We start from the raw sequence: 25801 nt of genomic DNA on the forward strand, positions 1-25801 counted from the left end.
CCGCCTGGTTCTGATCAAGACTAGAAGTTTGTCGATAGTCTCTCGCTCTGTGAGCTAAAGAGTAGCAACAAACGCCCAGCGATATAAGTACAAATAAAAAATGCACAGCGCATCATCGATATGACGCCTGTGCATTTTTTCGCAACTCTCTCAACCAACGCCGAGAGTGATGCCGTCATTACGCTTCTGACTGACCTTCTTGCTGAGCTTGCTGCTGCAGGTAGTTCATAAACAGAGCGTCAAAGTTCACTGGCGCTAGGTTAAGCTGTGGGAAGGTGCCTTTCACGACTAGGCTTGAAATAGTTTCACGCGCGTATGGGAATAGGATATTCGGGCAGAAAGCGCCTAGACAATGGGCAAGTTGACCTGCTTCCATTTTCTCTGCAGTGAAGATACCACCTTGTTGTACTTCACATAGGAAAGCGGTCTCTTCTGCGTTCTTCACTGTCACTGTCAGGCGCAGAACAACTTCGTATACGCCTTCGCCTAGTTCACGGCTTTGCGTGTCTAGATCCAGCTTAACATCAGGGTTCCACTCTTTTTGGAACATGTCTGGTGAGTTCGGCGCTTCGAAAGAGACGTCTTTAAGGAAGATACGTTGAATTGCGAAGTTTTGCGCTTCTTGTTGTGGTGCTGCTTCAGCCATTTTTAAAATCCTTTAATCCTGCGATAAATAGTCTGCATCGAGACTAACCGAGAGCGGTGACTATGACTAGGTTTCCAATGAAATTCGTGGAACTCTTCACATCTCTCTAAAACAAACGCTGACTTTTCAATCAGCGCTTAAGGTATCGGGTGTGGTTGGGTTACTTCTTCCCTTTCACAAGTGGCATGTTCGCTTCACTCCAAGCGATCAAACCGTTCTTCAGCAAGTTGACGTTCTCAAAGCCAGCTTTTGCCAGTAAGTTGGCACTCTCTTGCGCGGTTTGGCCCGACTTACATACCACAATGATTGGGTCAGATTTATGGTTTTCAAGGCCGCCAAAGTTACCCGCTTTGATGTCAGACGGTAAAATGTGAACTGCATCAGTAATATGACCCTTGCGGTACTCATCTTTACTACGGATATCCACAACTACACCGTTTTCACGGTTCATCAGTTGCGTGGTTTGCGCCGCCGTGATCTCTTTGTATGCCGCGGTCGTTGACTTAACAATATTCATAATAAGGGCAACCAATAGACCAACCCAAACCAGAGAGAGAATCATGTTCTCTTGAAAAAATGCGATGTACTCTTGCATGTCCTGTGCTCTTCGATAATAGCGCTGCCTCCAAGCGGATCAGCAGCACTAGGCTAAAATTCAGATTGGGAGTATAACTAGGATAGAGGGCCTACGCGAGTCAAATGCGCTCAGAATAAGAATCTGTTGCACATTTCTCTAGGCGCGCGGAAAAGGAAACGCGGTCACTTGATCAATGTGATCGCAGCCGATCGCTAACATTATCAAGCGATCAATGCCTAGCGCGACACCCGCACACTCTGGCAATCCCGATTTCAAGGCTTCGATGAGATGATAATCAATCGGTTGTGCGCTCAGCCCCATCTCGGTGCGCTTGGCGTTATCTTGCTCAAACCGCGCCAACTGCTCCTGCCAATGGTCCAACTCATGAAAACCGTTCGCCAGTTCAATACCTTTGAAATAGACTTCAAAACGGTCTGCTACTCTGGGATCGTTAGGGTTGATTTTGGCTAACGCGGCTTGTGAGGCGGGAAAGTCATAGACGAACGCAGGCACAGTCTGACCAATCTTGTCCTCCACGCCGATACTAAACAGCAGTTGCAACAAGGTATCTCTGTCTTGCTCTGGCTCAGCGATATCACTCAAACCCAGCGTTGCCGCTGCCTGTTTTAGCTCCGACATAGACCCTTGCAGTGGACACACGCCCAATACACGGATAAACGCTTGCTGATAGGTCATCCGCTCGGCAGCGCCACATTGCAGAACTCGTTGCAATAACGCATCCATTTCATCCATCAATTGATGATGGTCAAAACCGACCCGATACCATTCGAGCATAGTAAACTCGGGGTTGTGATAGCGGCCGCTCTCTTCGTTACGAAAGGCTTTATTGATTTGATAAATACAACCACTACCCGCTGCCAATAACCGCTTCATATGGAACTCGGGGCTAGTCATAAAGTAAAGCTTGCGCCCATCCGCATAACCGGGGCCGACAAATTCAGTCTGAAAAGTATGGAGATGAATGTCGGTCACGGTGGCGTGACTCATCGCCGGTGTGTCCACTTCGAGCACGTCCCGCTCTGCAAAGAACTGGCGAATTTGGCGGATAATGCTTGCACGCTGACGAAGCTGCTCAATAGGGGCGGTGGGTTGCCAATCAGTAGTCATACTTTCAATCTCATCATTCAATCAGGCTGGGAACATAGCAACTTTGTCGAGTTTTTCCTAGCTCAATTCGTCACGCTGAAAGAAGCCAGATTTTTCCGTACTACAGGGAAATTTACATAGTTGAAAACCGATTCTATTCATCAATGAGATAGCCGGTAACAAGCCAGTAACACCCACGCAGATTATCATTTAGCTCATAGTATTTTCCTGCGTGATTACAGTCACATAACCTATATTTTTTATGCTCTTGCATGCATTACCGGTGCAAAAACCCAATTACATCAATTTTTCTGCTAATGAGCTCTTCTACACTAACCCTACCACTTTTGGGGGTTTCAACATGCTGCGCACTGAGTCGTCAGCAAAATGTCGGCCCCCTGACTATAACAAGCGGAATACACCGCAATTTCACACTGGAGGATAACTGTGCAAACTATCACCACAGATATCGCAGTCATCGGCGCAGGCGGCGCCGGTCTTCGTACTGCTATTGCAGCAGCTGAAGCAAACCCTGACTTAGAAATCGCTCTGATTTCTAAAGTGTATCCAATGCGCTCCCACACCGTGGCTGCCGAGGGTGGCTCAGCAGCAGTTATCAAGGATGAAGATAGCTTAGACAACCACTTTAACGACACTGTTGGCGGTGGTGACTGGCTATGCGAACAGGATGTTGTTGAATATTTTGTAGAAAATGCGACTCGCGAAATGATCCAAATGGAGCAGTGGGGCTGCCCATGGAGTCGTAAAGAGAACGGCGAAGTCAACGTCCGTCGCTTTGGAGGCATGAAAGTCGAGCGTACTTGGTTTGCGGCTGACAAAACCGGCTTCCATATGCTTCATACCCTGTTCCAGACCTCAATGAAATACCAAAACATCAAGCGCTTTGATGAGTACTTTGTGGTCGACCTCATCGTTGATGACGGCGAAGTACAAGGCTTGATCGCGATTCACATGTCCGAAGGTGAGCTAGTCACTATCAAGGCGAAATCTGTGGTTCTCGCCACGGGTGGTGCCGGTCGTGTTTACCACTGTAATACCAATGGCGGCATCGTCACCGGTGATGGTATGGCGATGGCGTATCGTCACGGCGTGCCACTACGCGATATGGAGTTTGTTCAATACCACCCAACCGGCCTTCCAGGCACAGGCATCCTGATGACCGAAGGTTGTCGCGGCGAAGGCGGTATCATCGTCAACAAGAACGGCTATCGCTATCTGCAAGACTACGGTATGGGCCCAGAAACGCCGGTAGGCCAACCAAAGAACAAATACATGGAGCTCGGCCCACGCGACAAAGTATCGCAAGCTTTCTGGCACGAGCAACAAAAAGGCAACACCATCAAGCACCCTCTCGGTGATGTGGTGCACCTAGACCTACGCCACCTTGGCGAAGAGTACCTACAAGAGCGTCTACCGTTCATCTGTGAGCTTGCCAAAGCCTACGTGAACGTTGACCCAGCCAAAGAGCCGATCCCAATTCGTCCTACCGTTCACTACACCATGGGCGGGATTGAGACCAACGGCGAGTGTGAAACACGCATTAAAGGTTTATTCGCTGTGGGCGAATGTGCCTCGGTCGGCCTGCACGGTGCCAACCGCCTGGGTTCAAACTCACTGGCTGAGTTTGTGGTATTTGGACGAGTCGCGGGTGAACAAGCGGTCCAACGCGCCGCCGAGTTTAAAGGCTGGAACGACGCTGCCATCGATGCGCAAGTCCAAGCGGTTGAAGCGCGCATCAAAGCACTGATGAATCAAGAAGGCGACGAGAACTGGGCCGACATCCGAACTGAAATGGGTCACACCATGGAAGCGGGCTGTGGTATCTACCGCCAAGAAGATCTGATGCAAGCGACCATTGATAAGATCACCGAACTGAAAGAGCGCTACAAGCGCATCAGCATCAAAGATAAAGGCAAGGTCTTCAATACTGACCTTCTGTACGCTATCGAAGTCGGTTACGGTCTAGAAGTAGCGGAGGCGATGGTTCATTCAGCTATCTTGCGCAAAGAGTCTCGTGGTGCCCACCAGCGCCTTGATGACGGCTGCACTGAGCGCGATGACGAAAACTTCCTTAAACACTCGCTCGCATTCTACCAGCCTGACGCTGCACCGAGCATCGACTACAGCAAGGTCACCATCACTAAGTCGCAACCGAAAGCGCGTCTCTATGGTGAAGCCGCTGAAAAAGCCGCAGCAGAAGAAGCTGCGAAGAACGCAGAGGAGCAAGCATAATGTCAGCCAACCGCATTCAAAAAGTCGACATTCTGCGTTACGACCCAGAGCATGACGCAGAGCCGCATTTACAAGCTTTCGAAGTGCCATTTGATGAAACCATGTCGATCCTCGACGCGATTGGTTACATCAAAGACAACTTAGACAAAGACCTCTCTTACCGTTGGTCTTGTCGTATGGCGATTTGTGGTTCTTGTGGGGTGATGGTCAACGGGGTGCCGAAATTGGCATGTAAGAGCTTTCTGCGTGACTACCCAAGCGGCGTAAAAATTGAGCCTTTGGCCAACTTCCCAATCGAGAAAGACTTGATTGTCGACATGACGCCGTTTATCGAACGTCTTGAAGCGATCAAACCTTACATTATTGGCAATGATCGTAAGCCAGAAGATGGCACCAACTTACAAACACCAGAGCAGATGGCCAAGTACAAGCAGTTTGCTGGCTGTATCAACTGTGGTCTATGTTACGCGGCATGCCCACAATTTGGCCTCAACCCTGAGTTTATAGGACCCGCCGCTCTGACCCTAGCGCATCGCTATAACCTCGATAGCCGTGACAATGGTAAAGCCGAGCGTATGCAACTCATCAACGGTGAAAATGGTGCTTGGGGCTGTACGTTTGTCGGCTACTGTTCTGATGTGTGTCCTAAGAACGTGGATCCAGCAGCAGCGGTCAACCAAGGCAAAGTCGAGTCTTCGATGGATTTTGTCATCGCGATGCTAAAGCCTGATGGCAAACCAGTCAAAGAGGAGGCATAAGGATGAGCAACCGCAAACCTTACGTTCGTGAAATGAAACGCACCTGGTGGAAAGACCATCCTTTTTACCGCTTCTACATGCTTCGTGAAGCAACCGTGCTGCCATTGGTGCTGTTTACTTTATTCCTAACCTTTGGATTAGGTGCTTTGGTAAAAGGGCCGCAAGCGTGGCAAACCTGGTTAGACTTTATGGCTAACCCAGTGGTGGTCGCAATCAACATTGTGGCACTACTCGGCAGCCTGCTGCATGCACAAACGTTTTTCAGCATGATGCCGCAAGTGATGCCGATTCGCCTCAAGGGTAAACCCGTCGATAAGAAGATCATTGTGCTGACTCAGTGGGCGGCCGTGGCATTTATCTCACTCATTGTACTTATCGTGGTGTAAGGAGCAGTAACGATGAAACCCAACTACTCTGTAAACAGAACACCGAAACGTTCCGACGAGCCTATTTGGTGGGGTCTATTTGGCGCGGGAGGCACATGGTTTGCCATGATCACACCGGTGACCATTTTGGTTCTGGGCGTGCTTGCACCACTTGGCATTATTGACCCACAGTCACTCAGCTATGAGCGCGTGGCGGATTTTGCCACCAGCATCATAGGGGCACTGTTCATTATCGGTACTTTGGCGCTCCCAATGTGGCATGCGATGCACCGTATTCATCATGGTATGCACGACTTGAAATTCCACACTGGTGTGGTTGGCAAGATCGCGTGTTATGCCTTTGCTGGATTGATTTCCGCACTAGCGGTAATTTTTGTTTTGATGGTTTAGCCATCTCAATATGAAAAAAGCTGGCGAATGCCAGCTTTTTTATTGGTCAAGACGTTAGTTTTGCACCACCTTTTTGGTTTGATCCATCAGGCCCAGCGCACCAAATCCAGTAATTACATCCAGATTGGTGGTCAGCCCACTCTGGTCACCACCGCCAATGTAGTTTTGCGGCATCTGCACTTGGAAGTTTTGCAAGTTATTGTAAAGCGAGTTTGCTACATCTCGATTCAACTCAGCCAAATAGACTTCACGGTTCGCACCCAGCGCCGCATACTTGGCTTTTAAGATTTCCGCTTCCGCACGACCTTTCTCCAAAATCGCTTTCGCTTCATACTCAGCAGACAAGGCGTTGGCTTTTTGAATCGCTAAGTTGGCTTCAGCGATTGCCAGCTCTTTCTCTTTGTCGACTTCGGCTAGGCGTTTGGTTTTCTCGACCTCTACGATTTCACGCTCAGCAATTTGCCGTGCGACTTCCACCTCTTTTTGCTGTGAGATAATCGCTAGTTCCTTTTGACGCTGCGCATCCTGAACCTCGCGAGTGCGCTGAATCTCTTTGCGTAGCTGTTCAGTTTCGGCTTGGGCCTTCGACGTCTCTTGCTCCTGAATCGCGCGAATTCGGTCTGCAACTAGACGTTTCTTATCCGCCAACAGCTGGTCGAGCTGTTTCTCAGGTTGAGGATCGCCGATGGTTACCTGCGTCACTTGAATCCCATATTGCTGCAGTGGATTGTCTTGACGCACTGGCTGCCCTGCATTATCGAGCACCGGAACCGTTTTCCACACCAGTTGGTTAGTTCGTTGCAATTGGTTGGCGTTCGACTGATCGACACCCACCGGCGCTAAGTCTAACTCTTCAACTTCGACCTGACGACGCTCAGTGGTATAGATACCATTACGTAGCTGGTCACCAAGCTTCGACTTAAACTGGTTCAAGCCGCCCTGGAAAAACTCTTCCCCAGTGTATTGGGTCGCGGTGATCACGGTGACGTTGCGGGCATTTTTAACCAGTAGCGCATCGATCAAGTTGCTGTTATTACGAAACTCGCGGTGCATTTTAATCATGGCTTGAGGATCGTTGCTCAACTTAAAGCGAAACGTGACAGGAATCTGGCCGATGTAGGTATCCGCAAAACGAACCTGCACCGGCTCCAAACGCTGATAGAAATCCTCACCTTTGCTGTTGCCAAATGACACCGTAATCACTTGATCGTACTTGGTAATCTTTGACAGAAACGGCATACGAAAGTGAATGCCAGGCTCGGTAAACACATCCAGTTCACCGGTAATATTATTTTGGTGTACATAGCTATAGCCCGCATCAGTCATTAATACTGAGCTATTCACTGTTAACCCTAATGCAAGCAGCGGAACACCATATACCGCGGCACGCAGAGTGCGGTGAAGAGTCTGACGTCGTTTCTCCACCTTCGAGCTTTGTCCTAAGCCAAGATCATTCATTATTTTTCTCCATTTAATGTTGATTGAGTTACATAAACCATTCAAAAACAAGATGTTGCTAGTAACTCCTCAACACCGACAAATGTAACAAAATATGAGAGAAAGGAATAATCGAAAGATTGATTAAATTTGTGAATTATTTCCGAATAATTCACATCGGCAATAAAAAGAGACCAAGATCAACAAAGCCGACCCTAAGGTCGGCTTTGTGATTCAAGCATAGGATGCGATTACTTATAGGATGAAGCGACTGAGATCTTCATCTTCAACAAACTCACCAAGACGTGACTTCACATAGTCAGCATCAATGACCAGCTTAGTACCCGACTTGTCGGTGGCTTCGAATGAAATCTCATCCATTAGTCGCTCCATCACCGTGTGTAAACGACGCGCACCAATGTTTTCTGTGGTTTCATTCACCGTCCAAGCGGCTTCAGCAATTTGGGTAATGCCTTCTTCGGTGAACTCGATATCGACCTGCTCGGTTTTCATCAGCGCAATGTACTGCTCCGTCAGCGACGCTTTTGGCTCAGTAAGAATGCGCTTAAAGTCATGGCTTGATAGCGCTTCTAGCTCAACGCGGATTGGCAAACGACCTTGCAACTCAGGGATCAAGTCAGATGGTTTCGCTACTTGGAAAGCGCCAGAAGCAACAAACAGAATGTGGTCAGTTTTAACCATGCCATGCTTAGTCGACACTGTGCTGCCTTCAATCAAAGGGAGCAGATCACGTTGCACCCCTTCACGCGAAACATCAGGGCCCGAGCTCTCACCACGCTTACAAATCTTGTCGATCTCATCGATAAAGACGATACCGTTGTTCTCAACATTGTAGATGGCTTGCTCTTTTAGCTCTTCTTGATTGACCAGTTTCGCTGCTTCTTCTTCAGTAAGCGCTTTGAAGGCATCTTTGATCTTCAGCTTGCGTTTTTTCTTGGTATCGCCCGCTAGGTTTTGGAACATGCCTTGCAGCTGATTGGTCATCTCTTCCATGCCAGGAGGCGCCATGATTTCAACACCCATCTGCGGTGCCGCGATATCAATTTCAATTTCTTTATCGTCGAGTTTGCCTTCACGTAATTTCTTACGGAAGATTTGACGTGTGTTGGATGCGCTTTCATCCTGCTGCTCATTTTGTCCCCAAGCGTCACGCGCAGGTGGCAATAGCGCATCGAGAATTCGTTCTTCCGCCTGCTCTTCAGCGCGGAACTTCACTTTCTCCATTGCCTGCTGATGGGTCATTTTTATCGCCACATCAGTCAGGTCGCGGATAATCGTCTCGACTTCCTTACCTACGTAACCCACTTCGGTAAACTTGGTGGCTTCAACTTTAATAAACGGAGCGTTGGCCAACTTTGCCAATCGACGTGCAATCTCAGTTTTACCGACACCGGTTGGGCCAATCATCAGAATATTTTTTGGGGTAACCTCAACGCGCAAGCTCTCTTCAAGCTGCATACGGCGCCAGCGGTTACGCAGCGCAATCGCGACCGAGCGCTTAGCCTTTTCCTGACCGATAATATGGCGGTTAAGTTCGTGCACAATTTCACGAGGTGTCATTTCAGACATAGTTCAGTTCCTTAAGATTGGTTGGCCACTATCTTTGGTTTTACTCAGCATGCTCGGCAGAGGTTTCTAGTTCTTCAATAGTGTGATGATGGTTGGTGAAGACACAAATGTCACCAGCAATTTTGAGTGATTTTTCCGCGATTTCACGCGCATCTAAATCGGTATTTTCTAGCAGTGCGGTTGCCGCAGCTTGAGCGAAGTTGCCGCCAGAGCCAATCGCAATCAGATCGTTTTCAGGCTGCACTACGTCACCGTTACCGGTGATGATCAAAGAAGCGGTTTCATCGGCAACGGCCAGCAGCGCTTCCAATTTACGCAGAGCGCGGTCACTGCGCCAATCTTTTGCCAGTTCAACCGCTGCCTTGGTTAGGTGGCCTTGGTGCATTTGCAACTTGCTTTCAAAGCGCTCAAACAGAGTAAAAGCATCTGCGGTGCCACCAGCAAAGCCCGCTAGAACCTTGTTGTTATAGAGGCGACGCACTTTGCGCGCATTGCCCTTCATTACTGTGTTACCTAGCGATACTTGTCCATCACCAGCGATGACGACTTTGTTATTACGACGTACGGATACAATGGTAGTCACGAGTAGGGCCTCATAATTTTTTTCATTCAGTGATAGAAACAATATGAGGTTGAAGATTTGCGAATTCAAGGGTAAACCCAGCGGAGAAACACCACCAAAAAAAACGAACCCATTCGGGTTCGTTATTGCAGGGTTTTATTGCGCCTCTTTCCAAATCGCGCACGGCTCTATCTTGGCTCGCTGCAATTTGTGCTTGTCGCGTTCGGCGTCGCGCTTAAACTTGTAGGGCCCCAGCACCACGCGATACCAACTGCTGTCTTCTTTCTTACGAATCTTGCTGTTAATACCTTGGAACGCGATATCGAGCTTACGCGCTTCGGCATCTTTGGCGTTCTTGAAGGCACCACACTGCATGATATAAGGAATTTCCGACACCACTTGTTCTTTGGCTTGCACTTCCACTTCTCGACTCGGTAGCGACTCGACGTAATCCCACTTTTCTTCAGGCGGTGGCGGTAAGGCAGTTTGAGGTTTTGGCTTCGGCTGAGGTTTCGCCGGCTGAGCAACAGGTGTCGGTGGCTCCGGATCTTGACTCAGCAAATACAGTCCATAGCCAAAAGCAGCCACCAAGGTCACGGCCAGTAGGCCACTGCGCCATGGTTTACCTCGTGCTGGGGTTTTCTTTTTGGTGGGCTTGCGGCTATTGGTGCCACGCCCTCTTTTTACGTAATCTCGATTGGCCACGACAGAATATCAATGAAATTAATGTCAATTGAGCGATATGTTAAAGCAGATTGCGACGTGAGAACAGTATTGAAATGGAAGCGGCGCATCAAAATGCGCCGCCCAATTCTAAACTCTTTTATATCACGCGTGGTGGCGCGGCACTGTCGCGAACCACGAGTGTGGTTTCAAGCAAACGCGAGCCAGCTCGTACGTCATGACCACGCAGCAGTTCTAGCATCATCAGCATAGCTTGACGGCCAATCTCGTAACGAGGCTGAGAAATCGTCGTTAACGGTGGATCGCAGTACTGAGCGAACTGAATATCGTCGAAGCCAACAACAGACAAGTCTTGAGGCACTCGGATGCCAAGCTTTTTCGCTTCTTGAATCGCACCGATCGCCATCGCGTCGTTGTGGCAGAACACAGCGGTCGGCGGCTCAGGCAACGACAGTAATTGACGTACCGCTCGCGCACCCGATTCAAAGCTGAAATCGCCAAATGCACGATAGTTAGGGTTCATCGTCACTCCGGCTCGGCGCAGCGCTTGCTGGTACCCCTGCTGACGGAAATGACACAGAGCCGCGGACTGTGGTCCAGATATCTCGGCGATGCGCTTATGCCCCATTTGAGTGAGGTAGTTGACCGCTTCAAAAGCAGAGGTCAAGTTGTCGATATGCACCGTAGGAAGCTCCAGCTCAGGCGCATATTCACACGCCATCACCATAGGCGGTAAGTTTTTCTGCTCGGGTTTGCTGACATCAAACGGCAAATCTGTACCGAGCAGTAACATGCCATCGGCTTGCTTGGTGAATACAAGGTTGACGAACGAGCTCTCGCGCTTTTTCTGCTGACCACTATCGCCTAGTAGTACAATGTAGCCATGCTCCATCGCCGCGTCTTCGATGCCGCGAATGATTTCAGTGTAATAAGGGTCACAGATATCAGGAATGATCGCGATGATCGTTTTGGATTCGTTGCGGCGCAGATTCCTTGCCAACGAATTTGGTGAATATCCAGCTTCTAAAACAGCGTCTTCTACTCGTTTTCTCGTCGCTGATGATACTTTTTCCGGATTCATTAGCGCACGCGAAACCGTCGCTGTCGAAACTCCCGCAAGCTGGGCAACATCCTTCATTGTCGCCATAGTGTACTAACCTCTTAAATATTCCAATCTGGTAGCCAATGCCACCTAAGCCTCTAGATAAAACATCATGCCGTCAGTGCAAAAACAGCGGCACGAACTCGCAGGCTAAAACCTATCTTCTAATTACTTGCATTAAGCAATCGTTTAACTTGCAAAGTATGATGTGAAAACAACGCATTGCAACTCACCTAGTGTATTCATTTCACAACACAAAGTTACGGGAGATTTAACAAAATCAGCAGTCAGTAGGCGATCTTCATCACAAATAAATGAAAAAAACGTGAATAGGGAACGCCGTAGTTATGATAAAGGCTGGCGATGACCATTTATGCCATCCATTGCGTAAGCCGTTAACTCAAGTCTTGCGGCTCGATATCGAGTGTCCAACGCACCTTTTTGGCGTGGGGCAACAGCGCAATGGCGGGCTTTGCACTGGTCAGTAGCTTTTGCATCACAGGACGACTTTCGGTCTGTAATAATAGCTGCCAACGGAACTTTCCGGCGCGTTTGGCTAGCGGCGCGGGCGTCGGGCCTAACACTTGGCATCCCTGCTCAAACAGGGGGTGTGATTCCAAAGTATGACGAACTTGGCGCAAGAACGTTTCCACCAGCTCCGACTGATTGGCCTCGGCGCGAAACAAGGTCAGAAAAGAGAAAGGGGGTAACTGCGCCACTTTGCGCTCTTGCAGCGCGGTTTCGGCAAAGTAATGGTAACTCTTATTCAGCAGCGCTTGCAGCAAACTATGCTCGGGGTGGTGGGTTTGTAAAATCACCTCGCCCGGCTTGCTGGCACGGCCTGCACGACCCGCGACCTGAATAAACAGCTGTGCCAAGCGTTCAGAGGCACGAAAATCGCTACTATACAGTGAGCCGTCCACATCCAGCAGCGCCACTAATGTCACATCAGGAAAATGGTGGCCCTTGGCTAACATTTGAGTGCCGATCAGGATCTGATACTCACCACGACGAATCGACTCCAACGCACTTTCCAGGCTGCCTTTGCGCCGGGTGCTGTCACGGTCAATACGTATGGTTCGGTAATCAGGAAATAGCTCGGCTAATTGGGTCTCAAGCTGCTCGGTCCCCACGCCAACGGTGACTAAATGGGTCGAGCCGCACCCTTGGCATTGATGAATAATGGGTTGCTGTGAACCGCAGTGATGGCAACGGATCTCGTTACTATGTTGATGATAAGTGTAATAGGCATCGCAGCGCTTACATTCAGCAATCCAGCCACAGTCATGGCACATTAATGCCGGTGAAAAACCGCGCCGATTGAGAAACAGCATCACCTGATTGCCGGCATTGAGGTGTTTACGCATCTCAGCAATCAAAGGGGCCGATAAGCCGCTTTCGAGATAGAGCCCTTTAACATCAAGCACTTTATTGGTGGTTGCGGTCGCATTGCCTGCGCGCGCACTCAGCACCAAATGGTGGTACTTGCCAGCCAGCGCATTATATAAAGTCTCAAGGGCTGGAGTGGCAGAGCCGAGCACTATTGGGATCTGCTCTTTACTGGCACGCATCACCGCAACATCACGAGCATGGTAGCGCAAACTGTCTTGTTGCTTGTATGAAGCGTCATGCTCTTCATCGACAATAATGATGCCTAGCTTGGCAAATGGCGTCAGTAACGCCGAGCGAGTACCAATCACGATACCCGCGGCCTTGTCTCGAGCGCTAAGCCAAGCGTTTAAACGCTCCGTATCATTCAATCCTGAATGGATCACCTCGACCGGGACATTAAAGCGCTTTTTAAATCGATTGATGGTTTGTGGCGTTAAGCCGATTTCTGGCACCAATACTAGCGCTTGTTCGCCTTTCTCGAGTACGGGCTTAATCAGGTTAAGGTAGACTTCGGTTTTGCCCGAGCCGGTTACCCCTTCCAGCAGATAACAAGCAAACCCGTCATTGCTATTAACTGTCGCAATCGCCACCGCCTGCTCGGCATTGAGTTTGGGCTTATCTACCGCCGCTTCAATATCATGAGGCCATTGACCGAGCTCTGGCTTTTTCTCAACGGATTCAATCCAACCTTTCTCGACCAAGGTTTTCAGCACCGATGAGCTTATCTCCTGATCAAGCATGGCTTGATGCGCCACTGGCCCGCCTTCGAGCATATGCATCACTTTAGCCTGTTTCACCGCTCGGCCAAATCCCTGCATCAGTTGATCGCGGCCCTGACGAGTTAATTGCCAAGAGACTAAAGTGGCAAAGTCCGCCGGCTTTCCTTTGCGCAGCGCACTCGGCATGGCATTAAAAAGCGTATCTCCCAGCGGGTATTGATAATAAAGGCTGCACCACTGTAATAACTGGTAGAGTTTTTGCGGCCATACGGGCTGGTTGTCGAGGACTTGTTGAATGGGTTTGAGCTTGCTCTGATCAAACTGCGATTCATGAGTCAGTGCCGTGACCACCCCAACCAAGGTTTGACGACCAAATGGTACAGAGACCCGTCCCCCTATAATGGGAAACAGGTGACTGGGTATCAGATAGTCAAATTGTTTATCGAGTGGCACAGGCAGCGCAACTCGAGCAATCGTTGGGCGCATAATCGCTATCAAGCTCTTGGAGAGGTAACGTGGTTTAGTCTAAGGGAAAAGCCCCGCACAAGAAAGAGAGACAGTCAGATACTCCCCTCCCCCTTGCGGCTAAAAAAGTAGCAGTTTTCTTCGCTAACGGCTTGATCCCTGAGTCTCGATTCATTACTATATCGCGCCTTAGAGATATGGCTTGCCAACTGGCAGCGGTATCCAAGCAATTTTTATTAACTACGTGTGGTGTCCGGCTTAGCATCGGATAGCGACACGGCCTATATTCAGAGGTTCTCCCATGAAAGCTGGTATCCACCCAGAGTACAAAGCAGTTAAAGCGACTTGTTCTTGCGGTAACTCTTTTGAGTTCAACTCAACGCTAGACAAAGATTCTATCCACCTAGACGTATGTGACAAATGTCACCCGTTCTACACTGGTAAGCAACGTATCGTTGATACAGGCGGCCGTGTTGATCGCTTCAACAAGCGTTTCGGTGCTCTATCAAGCAAGAAGTAATCACTGCTTAGATATCGAATCAAGAAAAGGACGCTCAGGCGTCCTTTTTTGTTGCCTATAATCAGGTTATCTCGGCGTTATCAGTGCATTGTGTTACCAATGACGGCAAGACCTAGCGATATCTCTTGATATCTGGTCTTATCAGCCTACTTTTACTACTTTTTATTGCTTCCGCTCGCATCCTGACCTATGCAGCTTGACTTAGTTACTCTAAAATGGGTTCCCCCTTTCCTTATAACTATTAACGAGTACCCACACCTATGTCTGATGACAATCGTCAACCACTATCCCCTGAAGAACAATTTCGTCAACAAGCATTGGATTACCATGCCTACCCAACCCCAGGCAAAATTTCGGTCGAACTCACTACGCCGGCCGAGACAGCAAAAGATCTGGCTCTCGCCTACAGCCCAGGTGTAGCAGAACCTGTACGTGAAATCGCGCAAAACGTCGATAACGTTTATAAGTACACAGCAAAAGGCAACATGGTTGCGGTGATCTCTAACGGTACCGCTATTCTTGGTTTAGGTAATCTAGGCCCAATGGCATCAAAGCCTGTGATGGAAGGTAAAGCACTGCTATTTAAGCGCTTTGCAGGTCTTGATTCGATTGATATTGAAGTGAAACACCGCACTATCGAAGAGTTTGTCGATACCGTGGCAAACATTGCCGACACCTTTGGTGGTATCAACCTCGAAGATATCAAGGCACCTGACTGTTTTGAGATTGAAAAGCAGCTGATTGAGCGTTGTGATGTGCCGGTCTTCCACGACGATCAGCATGGTACCGCGATTGTCACCGCAGCAGGTATGCTCAATGCGATTGAGTTACAAGGAAAGAAACTGCAAGACGCAACTATCGTGTGTCTGGGGGCAGGTGCTGCGGCCGTCGCCTGTATGGAACTGCTGATCAAATGTGGCGCGATGCGCGAGAAAATTTACATGCTTGACCGCAAAGGCGTTATTCACACCCGTCGTGACGACCTAAATGAGTACAAGCAACTGTTTGCCAACAACACAGATAAACGTACGCTGGAAGATGTAATTGAAGGCGCTGACTTGTTCCTTGGCGTATCGGGGCCAAACCTGCTGTCTCCAGAAGCGCTGGCACTGATGGCATACAAGCCTGTGGTATTTGCTTGTTCAAACCCAGATCCAGAAATCAAGCCAGAGCTTGCTCAACAAGTTCGCCAAGACCTAATCATGGGTACTGGTCGCAGTGATTACCCAAACCAAGTCAACAATGTACTCTGTTTCCCATTCATTTTCCGCGGCGCTCTGGATGTACGCGCCAGTGAAATTAATGATGAGATGAAACTTGCCGCCGTTGAAGCGATTCGTCAACTAGCCAAAGAAGAGGTCCCGGCTGAAGTGCTCACTGCTGCGGGCATTGATAAGCTTTCTTTTGGTCCTGATTACATCATTCCTAAACCAATGGATCCGCGACTACTGCCTCGCGTGGCGAAAGCCGTGGCTCAAGCAGCAGTAGATTCTGGTGTTGCACGTATCGAAATGCCTGAAAACTACATGAGCGAGTAAGATACAAGTTGCAATAAAAACCGCTGTTTGATACAGCGGTTTTTTTTATTAGGCGCTAAGCGAAAAATTAGGTGCAAGGGTTCTATTCATCAAATGCTTCAAACTCGATGCCCATTTCGGTCATCAGTTTTTTGACTTCGGCCGGAATATCATCCGGACGATCTTTACGCAAATCTTCATCCGTCGGTAGTGGCTGTCCGGTATACGCATGCAAAAACGCTTCGCACAGCAACTCACTGTTGGTCGCATGGCGTAGGTTATTGATCTGACGACGCGTGCGCTCATCAGTTAAAACCTTTAATACTTTCAATGGAATAGAAACAGTGATCTTCTTTACTTGTTCACTTTTCTTTCCATGCTCAGCGTATGGGCTAATGTATTCGCCATTCCAGTCTGCCATTGCGCACCTTTGTAAATAATTGTGTTTTAAATTAGAAACCGCAATTTTAGCGGGATTTATGTCCACAAGCAAAGACATATAGACGTCTAGAAGTATTGACGTCCACATTTTTGACAAGTAAAGTGGTGAGATATGGAGCAGGAAGCGCTGCTTTTACCCGTTCAGGTATAGCGTATTCCCCACAAATAGTCACGATAGTTCGAAAGGAAACACCTATGAGCACCCGCAAACCAGCCACAATCGCGGTACGTACTGGTATCGAGTCAGACACTCAACATCACGCCGTTGTTCCCCCTATTTATCTCTCGACGAACTATGGTTTCCCTGCGTTTGGGGAAGTACCAAAATATGACTATACCCGCTCAGGTAATCCTAATCGTGGCTTACTAGAAACCGCCCTGTACGAGCTCGAATCAGGTAAAGGCGCGGTGGTAACCAACTGCGGAACTTCGGCACTCAACCTTTGGGTATCGGCTTTCTTGGGGCCTCAGGATTTGATTGTCGCTCCTCACGACTGTTATGGCGGCACCTACCGTCTATTCAATACGCGGGCCAATAAAGGGGACTTCAAAGTCCTATTTGTCGATCAATCCGACCCACAAGCGCTCGCCGATGCATTGAGCCAAAAGCCAAAGCTTGTTTTGCTCGAAACCCCATCCAACCCTCTAGTGCGCGTGGTGGACATTGAACAGGTCTGCCAGCAAGCGCATCAAGTTGGAGCTCTGGTGGCGGTCGACAATACCTTCTTGACGCCCGTTTTCCAAAAGCCGCTTGAGCTTGGAGCAGATTTTGTTATCCATTCGACGACTAAGTACATCAACGGCCACTCTGATGTTATTGGCGGTGTGGTGATCACCAAAACAGAGCAACATGCTGAGGAGCTTGCGTGGTGGGGCAACTGCCTGGGCGCCACGGGTACCCCTTTCGACAGCTACATGACCCTGCGTGGCATTCGCACCTTAGGCGCGAGAATGAAAGCGCACGAAGAGAGTGCCAATGCCATTTTGCACTATCTGCAAAGCGAGCCTTTGGTCGGCACCATCTATCACCCTAGCCTGCCCGAGCATCCAGGGCATGAGATTGCCAAAAAGCAACAAAGTGGCTTTGGCTCTATGTTGAGCTTTGAGTTTGCAGGCAGCTTTGAGCAATTGAAGGCGTTTGTCGGCCAACTTGAACTGTTCTCTTTGGCCGAATCTCTCGGTGGGGTGGAGAGCCTGATTTGTCATCCTGCCTCAATGACTCACCGTGCGATGGGTGACGTCGCCTTGGCAGAAGCGGGCATTTCTCAACTGTTGCTGCGTCTGTCTGTGGGTTTAGAAGACAGCGACGATCTCATTGACGATCTCAAGCAAGCCTTTGCGACAGTCAAGGAGGCGCAATAATGTCTAAGACTCCTCGCCAACTGCATAAATTTGGTGGCAGCAGCCTCGCTGACCCAGATTGCTATCAACGCGTTGCGGGCATTTTAAAACAATACTCAAACAGCGACGATCTGATTGTTGTCTCTGCCGCAGGCAAAACCACCAATAGATTGATCGCCTTCACCGAAGCGTTACATAAAGATGGCCGCCTCGCCCATGAAGAGTTGCAATCTTTACGTCAATATCAGTCTGAGCTTATCGAATCACTGATTGAGGGCGAGGCTCAGCAACAGCTGCTCGCCACACTACACGATGAGTTCAGTACGCTCGGCGAGTTGACCGCACCGCTAACTCAAGCAGACAAAGCATCGGTGTTGGGCCATGGTGAAGTGTGGTCTTCACGTTTGCTTGCCGCACTACTTAATCAAAACGGATTAGCCGCCGTCGCTCAAGACGCGCGCTCATTTTTACGCGCGGAATCGGGCACACAGCCTGAGGTAGACTTCGGTGCCTCTTACCCGCTGATTAAAGAAGCCCTGATTCAGCACGCGCATCATCGGGTGGTGATCACCGGCTTTATGGCTCGAGACACACAAGGGCATACGGTTCTGCTCGGTCGTAATGGCTCAGATTATTCCGCTACCGTTATTGGCGCACTGGCGGAAGTGAGCCGTGTGACTATCTGGAGTGACGTCGCTGGGGTATACAGTGCCGACCCAAGACTGGTCAGCGACGCTTGTTTGCTGCCGCTACTCAGACTCGATGAAGCCAGCGAGCTCGCGCGCTTGGCCGCGCCCGTACTGCATAGCCGCACTCTGCAGCCTGTGGCCCAGAGCACGATGGATCTGCACTTGCGTTGCAGCTATCAACCCGAGTCTGGTTCTACCCGTATTGAGCGCGTCTTGGCGTCAGGACGCGGAGCCAAAATTATCTCTTCTCTGGATGAGGTGCTGTTGATTCAACTCAGTTTCGCCGCAGGACACAACTTTGAGCGCCTAGAGCGCGAAGTCTTGTCTAGTCTCAAGCGAGCGCAACTTGAACCACTCACTTATGAAGCACAGCCAGACAAGCATCGAATTAACTTGGCTTACACCAGTGAAATCGTCGGCGGCGCTCTTGAGCACCTGCAAGACGTCGCCTTTGAAGCTGAGCTAAAACTCAAAGAGGGTTACTCCATGGTTGCCGCGGTCGGCGCTGGTGTCACCAAAAACCCGAATCACTGCTATGGCTTTTACCAACAACTCAAAAATGCGCCGGTCGAGTTCATTTCTGAGTCGCTGTCCGGATTAAGCCTAGTCGCGGTATTGCGTCAGACTCAGACTCACCCTCTGGTGAAAGCCATTCATAGTCAGTTATTTCAAGCGCAAAAGCGCGTCGCCATTGCCTTGTGTGGTAAAGGCAACATCGGCTCAAGTTGGTTAACGCTATTTAGCGAGCAAAAGACCGAACTCGAAAAGCGCCACGGCATGAACTTTGAGTTGGTTGCCGTCATCGATAGCCAAACCTATTGGTTCAATCCCGCAGGGATAGACCCGAACCAAGTCAGCGCTCATTTTGATGAAGAAGCGGTAAGTTACCAAGATGGTCAATGGATAGAAAAGCTCGGCGCAATCCAGGGCTATGATGATTTGGTCGTGCTCGACGTCACCGCCAGCAAAGAACTCGCAGGACGCTATTTAGAGATTGCCGAGCAAGGGATGCACCTCATTTCTGCCAATAAAGTTGCTGGCTCAGCCTCAAGCCAGTACTACCATCAAGTCCAAGATGCGTTCGCGAAAATTAATCGCCACTGGCTGTACAACGCCACGGTCGGTGCAGGTCTGCCGATTAACCATACGGTGAGAGATCTGCGTGAGAGTGGCGATGATATTACCGCTTTATCGGGTATTTTTTCTGGCACCTTATCATGGCTGTTTCAGCAGTATGACGGCAGCGTCCCTTTTGCAGAACTGGTTGACCTCGCCTGGCAGCAAGGGCTCACTGAGCCGGACCCTCGAAGCGACCTCGACGGCTCAGACGTAATGCGTAAGTTGGTTATCCTCGCCCGTGAGTCGGGATTAGCCCTGGAGCCAGAAGCGGTTAAAGTAGAAAGCCTAGTGCCCGATGAACTGGCTGAGTTATCACTGGATGAGTTTTTTGATAACAGCCAACTGCTGAGCGAGCTACTCGCCGAGCGGCTGCAAAAAGCGCAACGTGAAGACAAAGTTCTGCGTTATGTTGCCCGCCTAGAGAAAAACGGCAAAGCCACCGTTGGGGTGGAGGCACTCAGCAAAGAGCATGCACTAGCGAACCTGCTTCCCTGTGACAACATCTTTGCGATTGAGAGCAAATGGTATAAAGATAACCCGTTGGTGATTCGTGGTCCTGGCGCGGGGCGAGAGGTCACCGCAGGCGCAATCCAATCAGACCTCAACCTACTCTCCAGCCTACTTTAGATATAGGGCGCTAGTATTAAGCTAGCGCCTTTTTTATCGCTCATCAGTGCGATAACTAAGGCTGGCGACTAAGTTGAAAACTGCTCATTATTAACTTGAGAAAAATTCATACTGACATAGTTGACTTTAAAACGTATTCAATACATTCTGTAGACATATAGACGTCTAAACGTCGATTTGAATATTTAGTTTGTTGGCAGGGCTGCCACAGGGAGAGAGTAAGATGGGATACACACACGCCAGTCATATCGACGCTTTAAATCAGAATATTGCTGAACTGTCTGACAATATTAATGTGTCTTTTGAGTTTTTTCCGCCAAGCAACGAGAAAATGGAAGAAACGCTGTGGAATTCGGTCCATCGCCTGAAAGAGCTTAAGCCAAAGTTTGTTTCTGTTACTTACGGGGCAAACTCAGGAGAGCGCGACAGAACTCACTCGATCATTAAAGAAATCAAATCAGAGACTGGTTTGGTTGCAGCCCCACACTTAACCTGTATCGACGCATCCCGAGAAGAACTGATCCAAATCGCCGACGATTACTGGGCGAACGGTATCCACAATATCGTCGCGCTGCGTGGCGACATCCCACCAGGTGGTGGCAAGCCTGACATGTATGCCTCTGACTTAGTTGAGCTATTAAAAGCGCGTCATGACTTTGATATCTCTGTCGCTGCTTTCCCAGAAGTCCACCCTGAGGCAAAAAGTGCTCAGGCCGATCTACTCAACCTAAAACGCAAAGTCGACGCTGGCGCAAACCGAGCGATTACCCAGTTCTTTTTTGACGTAGAAAGCTACCTACGCTTTCGTGACCGCTGTGTCGCCGCAGGCATTGATGTCGAAATTGTACCGGGCATTCTCCCTGTCTCTAACTTCAAACAAGCCTCTCGATTTGCCGCGCAAAATGCGGTGAAAGTGCCAGGCTGGATGGCTAAACAATTTGAAGGGCTCGATGATGACCCAACCACCCGCCAACTGGTTGGTGCCAGCCAAGCGATTGACATGGTGCGTATATTAAGTCGTGAAGGGGTAAAAGATTTCCACTTCTACACACTAAACCGCGCCGAAATGACTTATGCACTTTGCCACACGTTAGGTGTGCGTCCTCAAGTCTAAACATCATTGAGTACTTAAAACTAAAAAGGCTGAACCACTAGGTTCAGCCTTTTGCTATTCAGGAAATGTCGATTACTCAACTTCGTCCATTTTGCCCAGCAAGTTACGGATGCGCTCTTGCCACGCGGTATGCTCTTGCTGCATTTGTTGCGCCTTTTGCTCCAGCTCTTCACGGCTGCTACGCAGTTCGTTTGCTTCAGCCGCTAACTTCTCTTTCTCTTCTTTCAGCTCTTCCACTTCCATCTGTAGAAGGGCAATCGTATCAACAGCGGTTTGAATTTTTGCTTCTAATTGTTCTAGTACTTCAAAAGACATCTTAGCCTACCTATAGGTTATTCTGAGAAGGGATTTGATCATCGGTGACCAAAACCTCATTTGCTACCATTCTACTCAGGCGAGAGCAGAGAAACACTCCCTATGTTGTAGTTTTTGCGCCATTCGATTAAAAATTCAGCGCAAATTGACAATACCCTAACTTCAGCGGTGTTGAGAGCAATTGAGACTCAATATAACCAGCATGATTGATCCAGTTCAATGGTTAATCTAGCAAAAAAGCAAACGTTTCCTTTTTGATGTGCTAAAATTCGGCCGGTTCAAATTCTCTCTTTCCTTTTATATTGGAGTCATCATGAAACGCGATTTAGCAATGGCCTTTTCTCGAGTTACCGAAGGCGCAGCCCTTGCCGGATATAAGTGGCTGGGTCGAGGCGATAAGAATGCCGCAGACGGTGCAGCAGTCGAAGTCATGCGCAGCCTACTCAATAAAACCGAGATCAGCGGCGAAATCGTTATTGGTGAGGGTGAAATCGATGATGCACCTATGCTTTACATCGGTGAACAAGTGGGCCTTGGCGGCGACGAAGTCGATATCGCCGTCGATCCAATCGAAGGTACTCGAATGACTGCAATGGGGCAATCGAACGCCTTAGCGGTGTTGGCAGCAGGCGAAAAGGGCAGCTTTCTAAAAGCACCCGATATGTATATGGAAAAGTTAGTCGTTGGCCCCGGCGCTAAAGGTTGCATTGACCTCAACAAGCCGCTCAAAGAGAACTTAGAAAACATCGCCTCTGCGCTCAATAAGTCTATCGACACACTAGTAGTTGTTACCTTAGCCAAGCCTCGACATGATGATGTTATTGCCGAGATGCAAGCCATGGGCGTTCGCGTTTTTGCTGTGCCAGATGGCGATGTTGCTGCCTCAATTCTTACCTGTATGCCAGATAGTGAAGTGGATGCGATGTACTGTATCGGTGGCGCGCCAGAGGGCGTTGTCTCTGCCGCGGTGATTCGCGCTCTTGATGGCGACATGCATGGCCGATTACTGCCACGCCATGAAGTAAAAGGTGACACCGAGGAAAACCGCATCTATGGCGCTGCAGAACTAAAACGCTGTGAAGAGATGGGAGTACAAGCAAATATCGTACTCGCAATGGAAGATATGGCTCGCAGTGACAATGTTATTTTCTCTGCGACAGGCATTACTAAAGGTGACCTGTTAGAGGGCATTGCTCGCCAAGGCAATATAGCGACAACCGAAACCTTGCTAATCCGTGGCCGTTGCCGCACGATTCGTCGCATCAAATCGACCCACTATCTCGAGCGTAAAGATCCAGAAGTGAGAGACATTATTCTCTAAACCATTGATAGAGCAATTCATTCAATAGCAACTACGCAGGCCACCTTTTCGGTGGCCTGTTTACTTTGCGAGCAAAAATTGAACTATGGCCTTCATTGCATATACTTAATCCAAGGGATTGAGTCACACTCAGTGCGAATATCGCAGTAGCTTGACTTAAGATAACCAAGCCTAGTCGATGGGCTAAATATTACACGTCATCTTGGTACAGGTAGTCTATGATTCGACTAGTGTTGATTTGCCTACTGTTTTGTTGTCGCATAGGAGTTGCATCGCCTATTGTTATTGACGATGACTTTGCACAAGTCAAGGTTCCCACCCCACTGCTAACCGCTGTGGGCGAACCCAATCTACAGGCGCAACAAGTGTTGCAATCGACAACATTTAGCACCGAATTTTACCAGCAGTCCACTACACCCAATCCAAACCACTATTGGCACCAGCTCACCATTTCCGCTCAATCGCTCTCAAGCACCAAATCGCTAGTATTACTGTCACAAAATCATATTTTGCAACACCTCGATGTGTACCTATTCGAGGGAGATAAGCTGATACAGTCACAGCAGTTGGGCATCAATGACAGACCAATCAATTCACAAAGCTACTTAGATAAAGTGTTTCGTTTCAATATCGAGTCAAACAGTAATCTAACCTTATTGATCAGTAAGCAGACCGACGGCCCTTCGATAGTGCCGCTCAAAATCATGACTGACACCGCTTACAATCTATATGCAGATCAAATGCGCTTGTTTTGGGGAGTTGTAATCGGCACTTTTCTCGCACTGGCCATCTATAACTGTGTGGTCTATGCACTAAACCTACGCAACACTCAGTACGTTTGGTATCTACTGTTCCAACTGTTTATATTTTTGCAGTTTGCAGCGTTACATGGCTTTGGCTATTTGATTTTGCCCGATCAGTTTTGCCGATGGTTAGCCAAACATATGGGCGTTTTACACTTACTGTTGCTCTGGTCGGCTTTGATGTTTGCCAAGCACTTTCTCGAGGTCAGGACATATCGGCCACGAGTCTACCCTATACTAGAGAAAGCCAAATGGGTCCTCCCGATTCTAATTGGGATTTCGCTTTTCCTTAGCGAACAACAGCGAATGATCGTTACCTCGCTGATGATTCTACCCGTGAGCTATCTCTGTATCAGCACAGCCTTTATTGCCCTAAAAAGAGGCTATACTCCCGCCTTTTCTTACCTACTCTCTTGGGTGTGTACCTTTGCTGGCGCTACCAGTGGGTTGCTCACCTACTCGGGTCTGCTGCCTGTCAATATGATTACCCTACACAGTTTTATTATTGGTTCATTGGCTGAGCTCTATCTGCTGTCAGTCGGGCTCGCCAAACGCCTTCATCATCAAGAGCTGTTAGACAAACAGCATCGGCTAATAGACCATAGTCTGGACATGCCTAACCAATACTTCTATCAACACGCTATCGATGAGATGTTTGCTAACAGGGGGATAGATAAGAATAGTGTTCGATTGATCTTGGTTCATATCGAGGGCATTGAACACTTAATTGGCCTACTGGGAAACGAAACTGTGTTTAAAGCCAAACGTTCTTTGCTGATCAATCTATCTAGAGATATTTCGGCACTGCCTTGGCACATTGGAATTGAAGTACCTTTGCTCAAGCGCTATTTCGCAATCACTATGCCTCCCGAACAGACACTCATCTTTGCCGATAAAAGCACACCATTGCAGTCCCAGTTTCAAACACTGACCAACATATGGCAACGCAACCTAGCTAACACCGAGTACTTTAACGACTTGAATATTAGAATGGCGAGCGCAGAGACTGACCATAATGGGCGAATCAATGAACTACATCAGAAAGCCCATATGGCTCTTATTGAAGCTCAAGCAAGAGGCGTGAAATGGCTCGAGTATAGCAATGAGATGAGTGACAAAACTTCGCTTAGAGTCGAACTTCTGCATGATCTCAAACTGGCTATCGAGAACGATCAGCTTGAGCTGCACGTTCAACCCCAAATAAACATTGCTCAGCAAACCGTTGTTGGTGGAGAGGCGCTGATGCGTTGGTGGCATCCAGTCCACGGCACGGTTTCTCCAGCGGTGTTCATTCCGCTTGCCGAGCAAAGTGGGCTTATACATAGCTTAACTCGTATGGCGATCAAGAAAATGTTCGCTTGGATGGGTCGTCATCAATTTCCAATAACGCTCTCCATTAACATCTCGGTCATGGACTTGCGCCAGCATGATTTCATTTCATTCCTTCGCTCTGCTAGAGAAAGATATAACGTCATACCGAGTCAATTTTCTTTAGAGATTACCGAATCTCAAGAGCTTGAAAGCTCGCAAGAGATACTGGATAAGCTAGCAATGATCAAGCAAATGGGCTTTGGCATCGCTCTTGATGATTTTGGTACTGGTTATTCATCTATGGCATACCTAAGCAAACTGCATATCGATGAAGTGAAAATAGATCGGATCTTCATCAAAGATATTCACCACAGCCAAATTAATCAGACCATAGTGAAAACGCTTATCAGCATGGCAGAAGCACTGGGGGCAACAACGGTCATTGAAGGGATAGAAAGCCAACAAGAGTTACACGTTGTCGAAAAGCTAGGGGGTAAGGTTGGACAAGGCTTTTATTGGTCGCCAGCACTAAATATAGAGCGCTTTGAGGAGCAATACCTATCCAAGGTAGTAGCCATTGATAAAGTTAGGGCAAAGCGTTAGCACAGTCGAAAG

At 48.8% G+C, this 25801-nt stretch carries 22 protein-coding genes; 11 read left to right on the forward strand and 11 right to left on the reverse strand.

The features are described 5' to 3' along the window. Nucleotides 1–178: 178 nt before the first annotated feature. From secB to epmA, 3 genes are all read right to left on the reverse strand, one after another. The gene (secB, locus tag MTO69_RS12545; RefSeq protein WP_248329658.1) at nucleotides 179–646 is read right to left on the reverse strand and encodes a protein-export chaperone SecB; all 468 of its coding nucleotides are present in this window, start codon (nucleotides 644–646) and stop codon (nucleotides 179–181) included. A gap of 160 nt (nucleotides 647–806) precedes the next feature. Continuing rightward, nucleotides 807–1241, reverse strand: a complete 435-nt coding sequence (locus MTO69_RS12550; RefSeq protein WP_248329660.1) for a rhodanese-like domain-containing protein — start codon at nucleotides 1239–1241, stop codon at nucleotides 807–809. Nucleotides 1242–1379: 138 nt separating this feature from the next. Continuing rightward, nucleotides 1380–2351 carry an elongation factor P--(R)-beta-lysine ligase gene (gene epmA, locus MTO69_RS12555; RefSeq protein WP_248329662.1) on the reverse strand — a complete coding sequence of 324 codons (972 nt, stop codon included), beginning with the start codon at nucleotides 2349–2351 and terminating at the stop codon, nucleotides 1380–1382. Nucleotides 2352–2777: 426 nt separating this feature from the next. On the opposite strand from epmA, the gene frdA reads away from it, so the two are divergent. Genes frdA through frdD form a run of 4 tightly spaced genes read left to right on the forward strand, consistent with a single transcriptional unit; the run spans nucleotide 2778 to nucleotide 6117 of the window. Beyond that, nucleotides 2778–4583, forward strand: coding sequence for a fumarate reductase (quinol) flavoprotein subunit (gene frdA / locus MTO69_RS12560; protein ID WP_248329663.1), 1806 nt, complete (start codon nucleotides 2778–2780; stop codon nucleotides 4581–4583). Beyond that, nucleotides 4583–5341: a succinate dehydrogenase/fumarate reductase iron-sulfur subunit gene (locus MTO69_RS12565; protein ID WP_248329665.1), complete on the forward strand. Its 759-nt coding sequence runs from the start codon at nucleotides 4583–4585 to the stop codon at nucleotides 5339–5341. The genes frdA and MTO69_RS12565 overlap by 1 nt, the downstream gene beginning before the upstream one ends. Before the next feature lie 2 nt (nucleotides 5342–5343). Further along, nucleotides 5344–5727 (forward strand): fumarate reductase subunit FrdC, encoded by a 384-nt coding sequence (gene frdC / locus MTO69_RS12570; protein ID WP_248329667.1) that lies wholly within the window; start codon nucleotides 5344–5346, stop codon nucleotides 5725–5727. A 12-nt stretch (nucleotides 5728–5739) separates the two neighbouring features. Continuing rightward, entirely contained in the window at nucleotides 5740–6117 is a 378-nt protein-coding gene (gene frdD / locus MTO69_RS12575) for a fumarate reductase subunit FrdD (protein WP_248329669.1), read from the forward strand. A gap of 54 nt (nucleotides 6118–6171) precedes the next feature. Here the strand turns inward: frdD and MTO69_RS12580 are convergent, their stop codons facing one another. From MTO69_RS12580 to priA, 6 genes are all read right to left on the reverse strand, one after another. Continuing rightward, the gene (locus MTO69_RS12580) at nucleotides 6172–7575 is read right to left on the reverse strand and encodes an SPFH domain-containing protein (RefSeq protein WP_248329671.1); all 1404 of its coding nucleotides are present in this window, start codon (nucleotides 7573–7575) and stop codon (nucleotides 6172–6174) included. A 234-nt stretch (nucleotides 7576–7809) separates the two neighbouring features. Next, complete coding sequence (hslU, locus tag MTO69_RS12585) at nucleotides 7810–9144, reverse strand: HslU--HslV peptidase ATPase subunit (RefSeq protein WP_248329673.1); 1335 nt, start codon at nucleotides 9142–9144, stop codon at nucleotides 7810–7812. Between the two features lie 40 nt (nucleotides 9145–9184). Beyond that, complete coding sequence (gene hslV, locus MTO69_RS12590; RefSeq protein WP_176286719.1) at nucleotides 9185–9727, reverse strand: ATP-dependent protease subunit HslV; 543 nt, start codon at nucleotides 9725–9727, stop codon at nucleotides 9185–9187. Between the two features lie 135 nt (nucleotides 9728–9862). Beyond that, the gene (locus MTO69_RS12595; RefSeq protein ID WP_248329675.1) at nucleotides 9863–10411 is read right to left on the reverse strand and encodes an SPOR domain-containing protein; all 549 of its coding nucleotides are present in this window, start codon (nucleotides 10409–10411) and stop codon (nucleotides 9863–9865) included. A gap of 118 nt (nucleotides 10412–10529) precedes the next feature. Next, nucleotides 10530–11537: a DNA-binding transcriptional regulator CytR gene (gene cytR, locus MTO69_RS12600; RefSeq protein WP_248329677.1), complete on the reverse strand. Its 1008-nt coding sequence runs from the start codon at nucleotides 11535–11537 to the stop codon at nucleotides 10530–10532. A 350-nt stretch (nucleotides 11538–11887) separates the two neighbouring features. Then, nucleotides 11888–14089, reverse strand: coding sequence for a primosomal protein N' (priA, locus tag MTO69_RS12605; protein WP_248329679.1), 2202 nt, complete (start codon nucleotides 14087–14089; stop codon nucleotides 11888–11890). Nucleotides 14090–14369: 280 nt separating this feature from the next. Here priA and rpmE point away from each other — a divergent pair, with 280 nt between their 5' ends. Both rpmE and MTO69_RS12615 read left to right on the forward strand, forming a co-directional pair. After that, nucleotides 14370–14588, forward strand: a complete 219-nt coding sequence (rpmE, locus tag MTO69_RS12610; protein ID WP_176286715.1) for a 50S ribosomal protein L31 — start codon at nucleotides 14370–14372, stop codon at nucleotides 14586–14588. 260 nt (nucleotides 14589–14848) lie between these two features. Continuing rightward, nucleotides 14849–16126 (forward strand): malic enzyme-like NAD(P)-binding protein, encoded by a 1278-nt coding sequence (locus MTO69_RS12615; protein WP_248329681.1) that lies wholly within the window; start codon nucleotides 14849–14851, stop codon nucleotides 16124–16126. Between the two features lie 82 nt (nucleotides 16127–16208). Here MTO69_RS12615 and metJ read toward each other — a convergent pair whose 3' ends face one another. After that, nucleotides 16209–16526 (reverse strand): met regulon transcriptional regulator MetJ, encoded by a 318-nt coding sequence (gene metJ, locus MTO69_RS12620; protein WP_176286713.1) that lies wholly within the window; start codon nucleotides 16524–16526, stop codon nucleotides 16209–16211. 215 nt (nucleotides 16527–16741) lie between these two features. Between metJ and MTO69_RS12625 the strand changes: the two genes are divergently transcribed. From MTO69_RS12625 to metF, 3 genes are all read left to right on the forward strand, one after another. Further along, nucleotides 16742–17908, forward strand: a complete 1167-nt coding sequence (locus tag MTO69_RS12625) for an O-succinylhomoserine (thiol)-lyase (RefSeq protein WP_248329683.1) — start codon at nucleotides 16742–16744, stop codon at nucleotides 17906–17908. Beyond that, complete coding sequence (locus tag MTO69_RS12630) at nucleotides 17908–20322, forward strand: bifunctional aspartate kinase/homoserine dehydrogenase II (protein ID WP_248329685.1); 2415 nt, start codon at nucleotides 17908–17910, stop codon at nucleotides 20320–20322. Before MTO69_RS12625 ends, MTO69_RS12630 begins: the two co-directional genes overlap by 1 nt. Nucleotides 20323–20545: 223 nt before the next feature. Then, nucleotides 20546–21436 carry a methylenetetrahydrofolate reductase gene (gene metF, locus MTO69_RS12635; RefSeq protein WP_248329687.1) on the forward strand — a complete coding sequence of 297 codons (891 nt, stop codon included), beginning with the start codon at nucleotides 20546–20548 and terminating at the stop codon, nucleotides 21434–21436. A 72-nt stretch (nucleotides 21437–21508) separates the two neighbouring features. Here the strand turns inward: metF and zapB are convergent, their stop codons facing one another. Then, nucleotides 21509–21751: a cell division protein ZapB gene (zapB, locus tag MTO69_RS12640; protein WP_248329689.1), complete on the reverse strand. Its 243-nt coding sequence runs from the start codon at nucleotides 21749–21751 to the stop codon at nucleotides 21509–21511. Nucleotides 21752–22064: 313 nt separating this feature from the next. On the opposite strand from zapB, the gene glpX reads away from it, so the two are divergent. Both glpX and MTO69_RS12650 read left to right on the forward strand, forming a co-directional pair. Further along, a complete protein-coding gene (glpX, locus tag MTO69_RS12645; RefSeq protein ID WP_248329691.1) occupies nucleotides 22065–23072 on the forward strand; it encodes a class II fructose-bisphosphatase in 1008 nt (335 codons plus the stop codon). Between the two features lie 218 nt (nucleotides 23073–23290). Beyond that, nucleotides 23291–25789, forward strand: coding sequence for an EAL domain-containing protein (locus MTO69_RS12650; protein WP_248329693.1), 2499 nt, complete (start codon nucleotides 23291–23293; stop codon nucleotides 25787–25789). The last annotated feature ends 12 nt before the right edge of the window (nucleotides 25790–25801 follow it).

The sequence above is a fragment of the Vibrio sinaloensis genome (assembly GCF_023195835.1).
Classification (GTDB): Bacteria; Pseudomonadota; Gammaproteobacteria; order Enterobacterales; family Vibrionaceae; genus Vibrio; species Vibrio sinaloensis_C.

Coding starts and splice junctions, on each gene's coding strand:
- MTO69_RS12625 (WP_248329683.1), top strand. CDS start 16,742: ATGAGCACCCGCAAACCAGCCACAATCGCGGTACGTACTGGTATCGAG.
- hslU (WP_248329673.1), bottom strand. CDS start 9,144: ATGTCTGAAATGACACCTCGTGAAATTGTGCACGAACTTAACCGCCAT.
- zapB (WP_248329689.1), bottom strand. CDS start 21,751: ATGTCTTTTGAAGTACTAGAACAATTAGAAGCAAAAATTCAAACCGCT.
- MTO69_RS12580 (WP_248329671.1), bottom strand. CDS start 7,575: ATGAATGATCTTGGCTTAGGACAAAGCTCGAAGGTGGAGAAACGACGT.
- secB (WP_248329658.1), bottom strand. CDS start 646: ATGGCTGAAGCAGCACCACAACAAGAAGCGCAAAACTTCGCAATTCAA.
- MTO69_RS12630 (WP_248329685.1), top strand. CDS start 17,908: ATGTCTAAGACTCCTCGCCAACTGCATAAATTTGGTGGCAGCAGCCTC.
- frdD (WP_248329669.1), top strand. CDS start 5,740: ATGAAACCCAACTACTCTGTAAACAGAACACCGAAACGTTCCGACGAG.
- MTO69_RS12615 (WP_248329681.1), top strand. CDS start 14,849: ATGTCTGATGACAATCGTCAACCACTATCCCCTGAAGAACAATTTCGT.
- MTO69_RS12650 (WP_248329693.1), top strand. CDS start 23,291: ATGATTCGACTAGTGTTGATTTGCCTACTGTTTTGTTGTCGCATAGGA.
- cytR (WP_248329677.1), bottom strand. CDS start 11,537: ATGGCGACAATGAAGGATGTTGCCCAGCTTGCGGGAGTTTCGACAGCG.
- MTO69_RS12550 (WP_248329660.1), bottom strand. CDS start 1,241: ATGCAAGAGTACATCGCATTTTTTCAAGAGAACATGATTCTCTCTCTG.
- frdC (WP_248329667.1), top strand. CDS start 5,344: ATGAGCAACCGCAAACCTTACGTTCGTGAAATGAAACGCACCTGGTGG.
- metF (WP_248329687.1), top strand. CDS start 20,546: ATGGGATACACACACGCCAGTCATATCGACGCTTTAAATCAGAATATT.
- priA (WP_248329679.1), bottom strand. CDS start 14,089: ATGCGCCCAACGATTGCTCGAGTTGCGCTGCCTGTGCCACTCGATAAA.
- MTO69_RS12565 (WP_248329665.1), top strand. CDS start 4,583: ATGTCAGCCAACCGCATTCAAAAAGTCGACATTCTGCGTTACGACCCA.
- rpmE (WP_176286715.1), top strand. CDS start 14,370: ATGAAAGCTGGTATCCACCCAGAGTACAAAGCAGTTAAAGCGACTTGT.
- metJ (WP_176286713.1), bottom strand. CDS start 16,526: ATGGCAGACTGGAATGGCGAATACATTAGCCCATACGCTGAGCATGGA.
- epmA (WP_248329662.1), bottom strand. CDS start 2,351: ATGACTACTGATTGGCAACCCACCGCCCCTATTGAGCAGCTTCGTCAG.
- glpX (WP_248329691.1), top strand. CDS start 22,065: ATGAAACGCGATTTAGCAATGGCCTTTTCTCGAGTTACCGAAGGCGCA.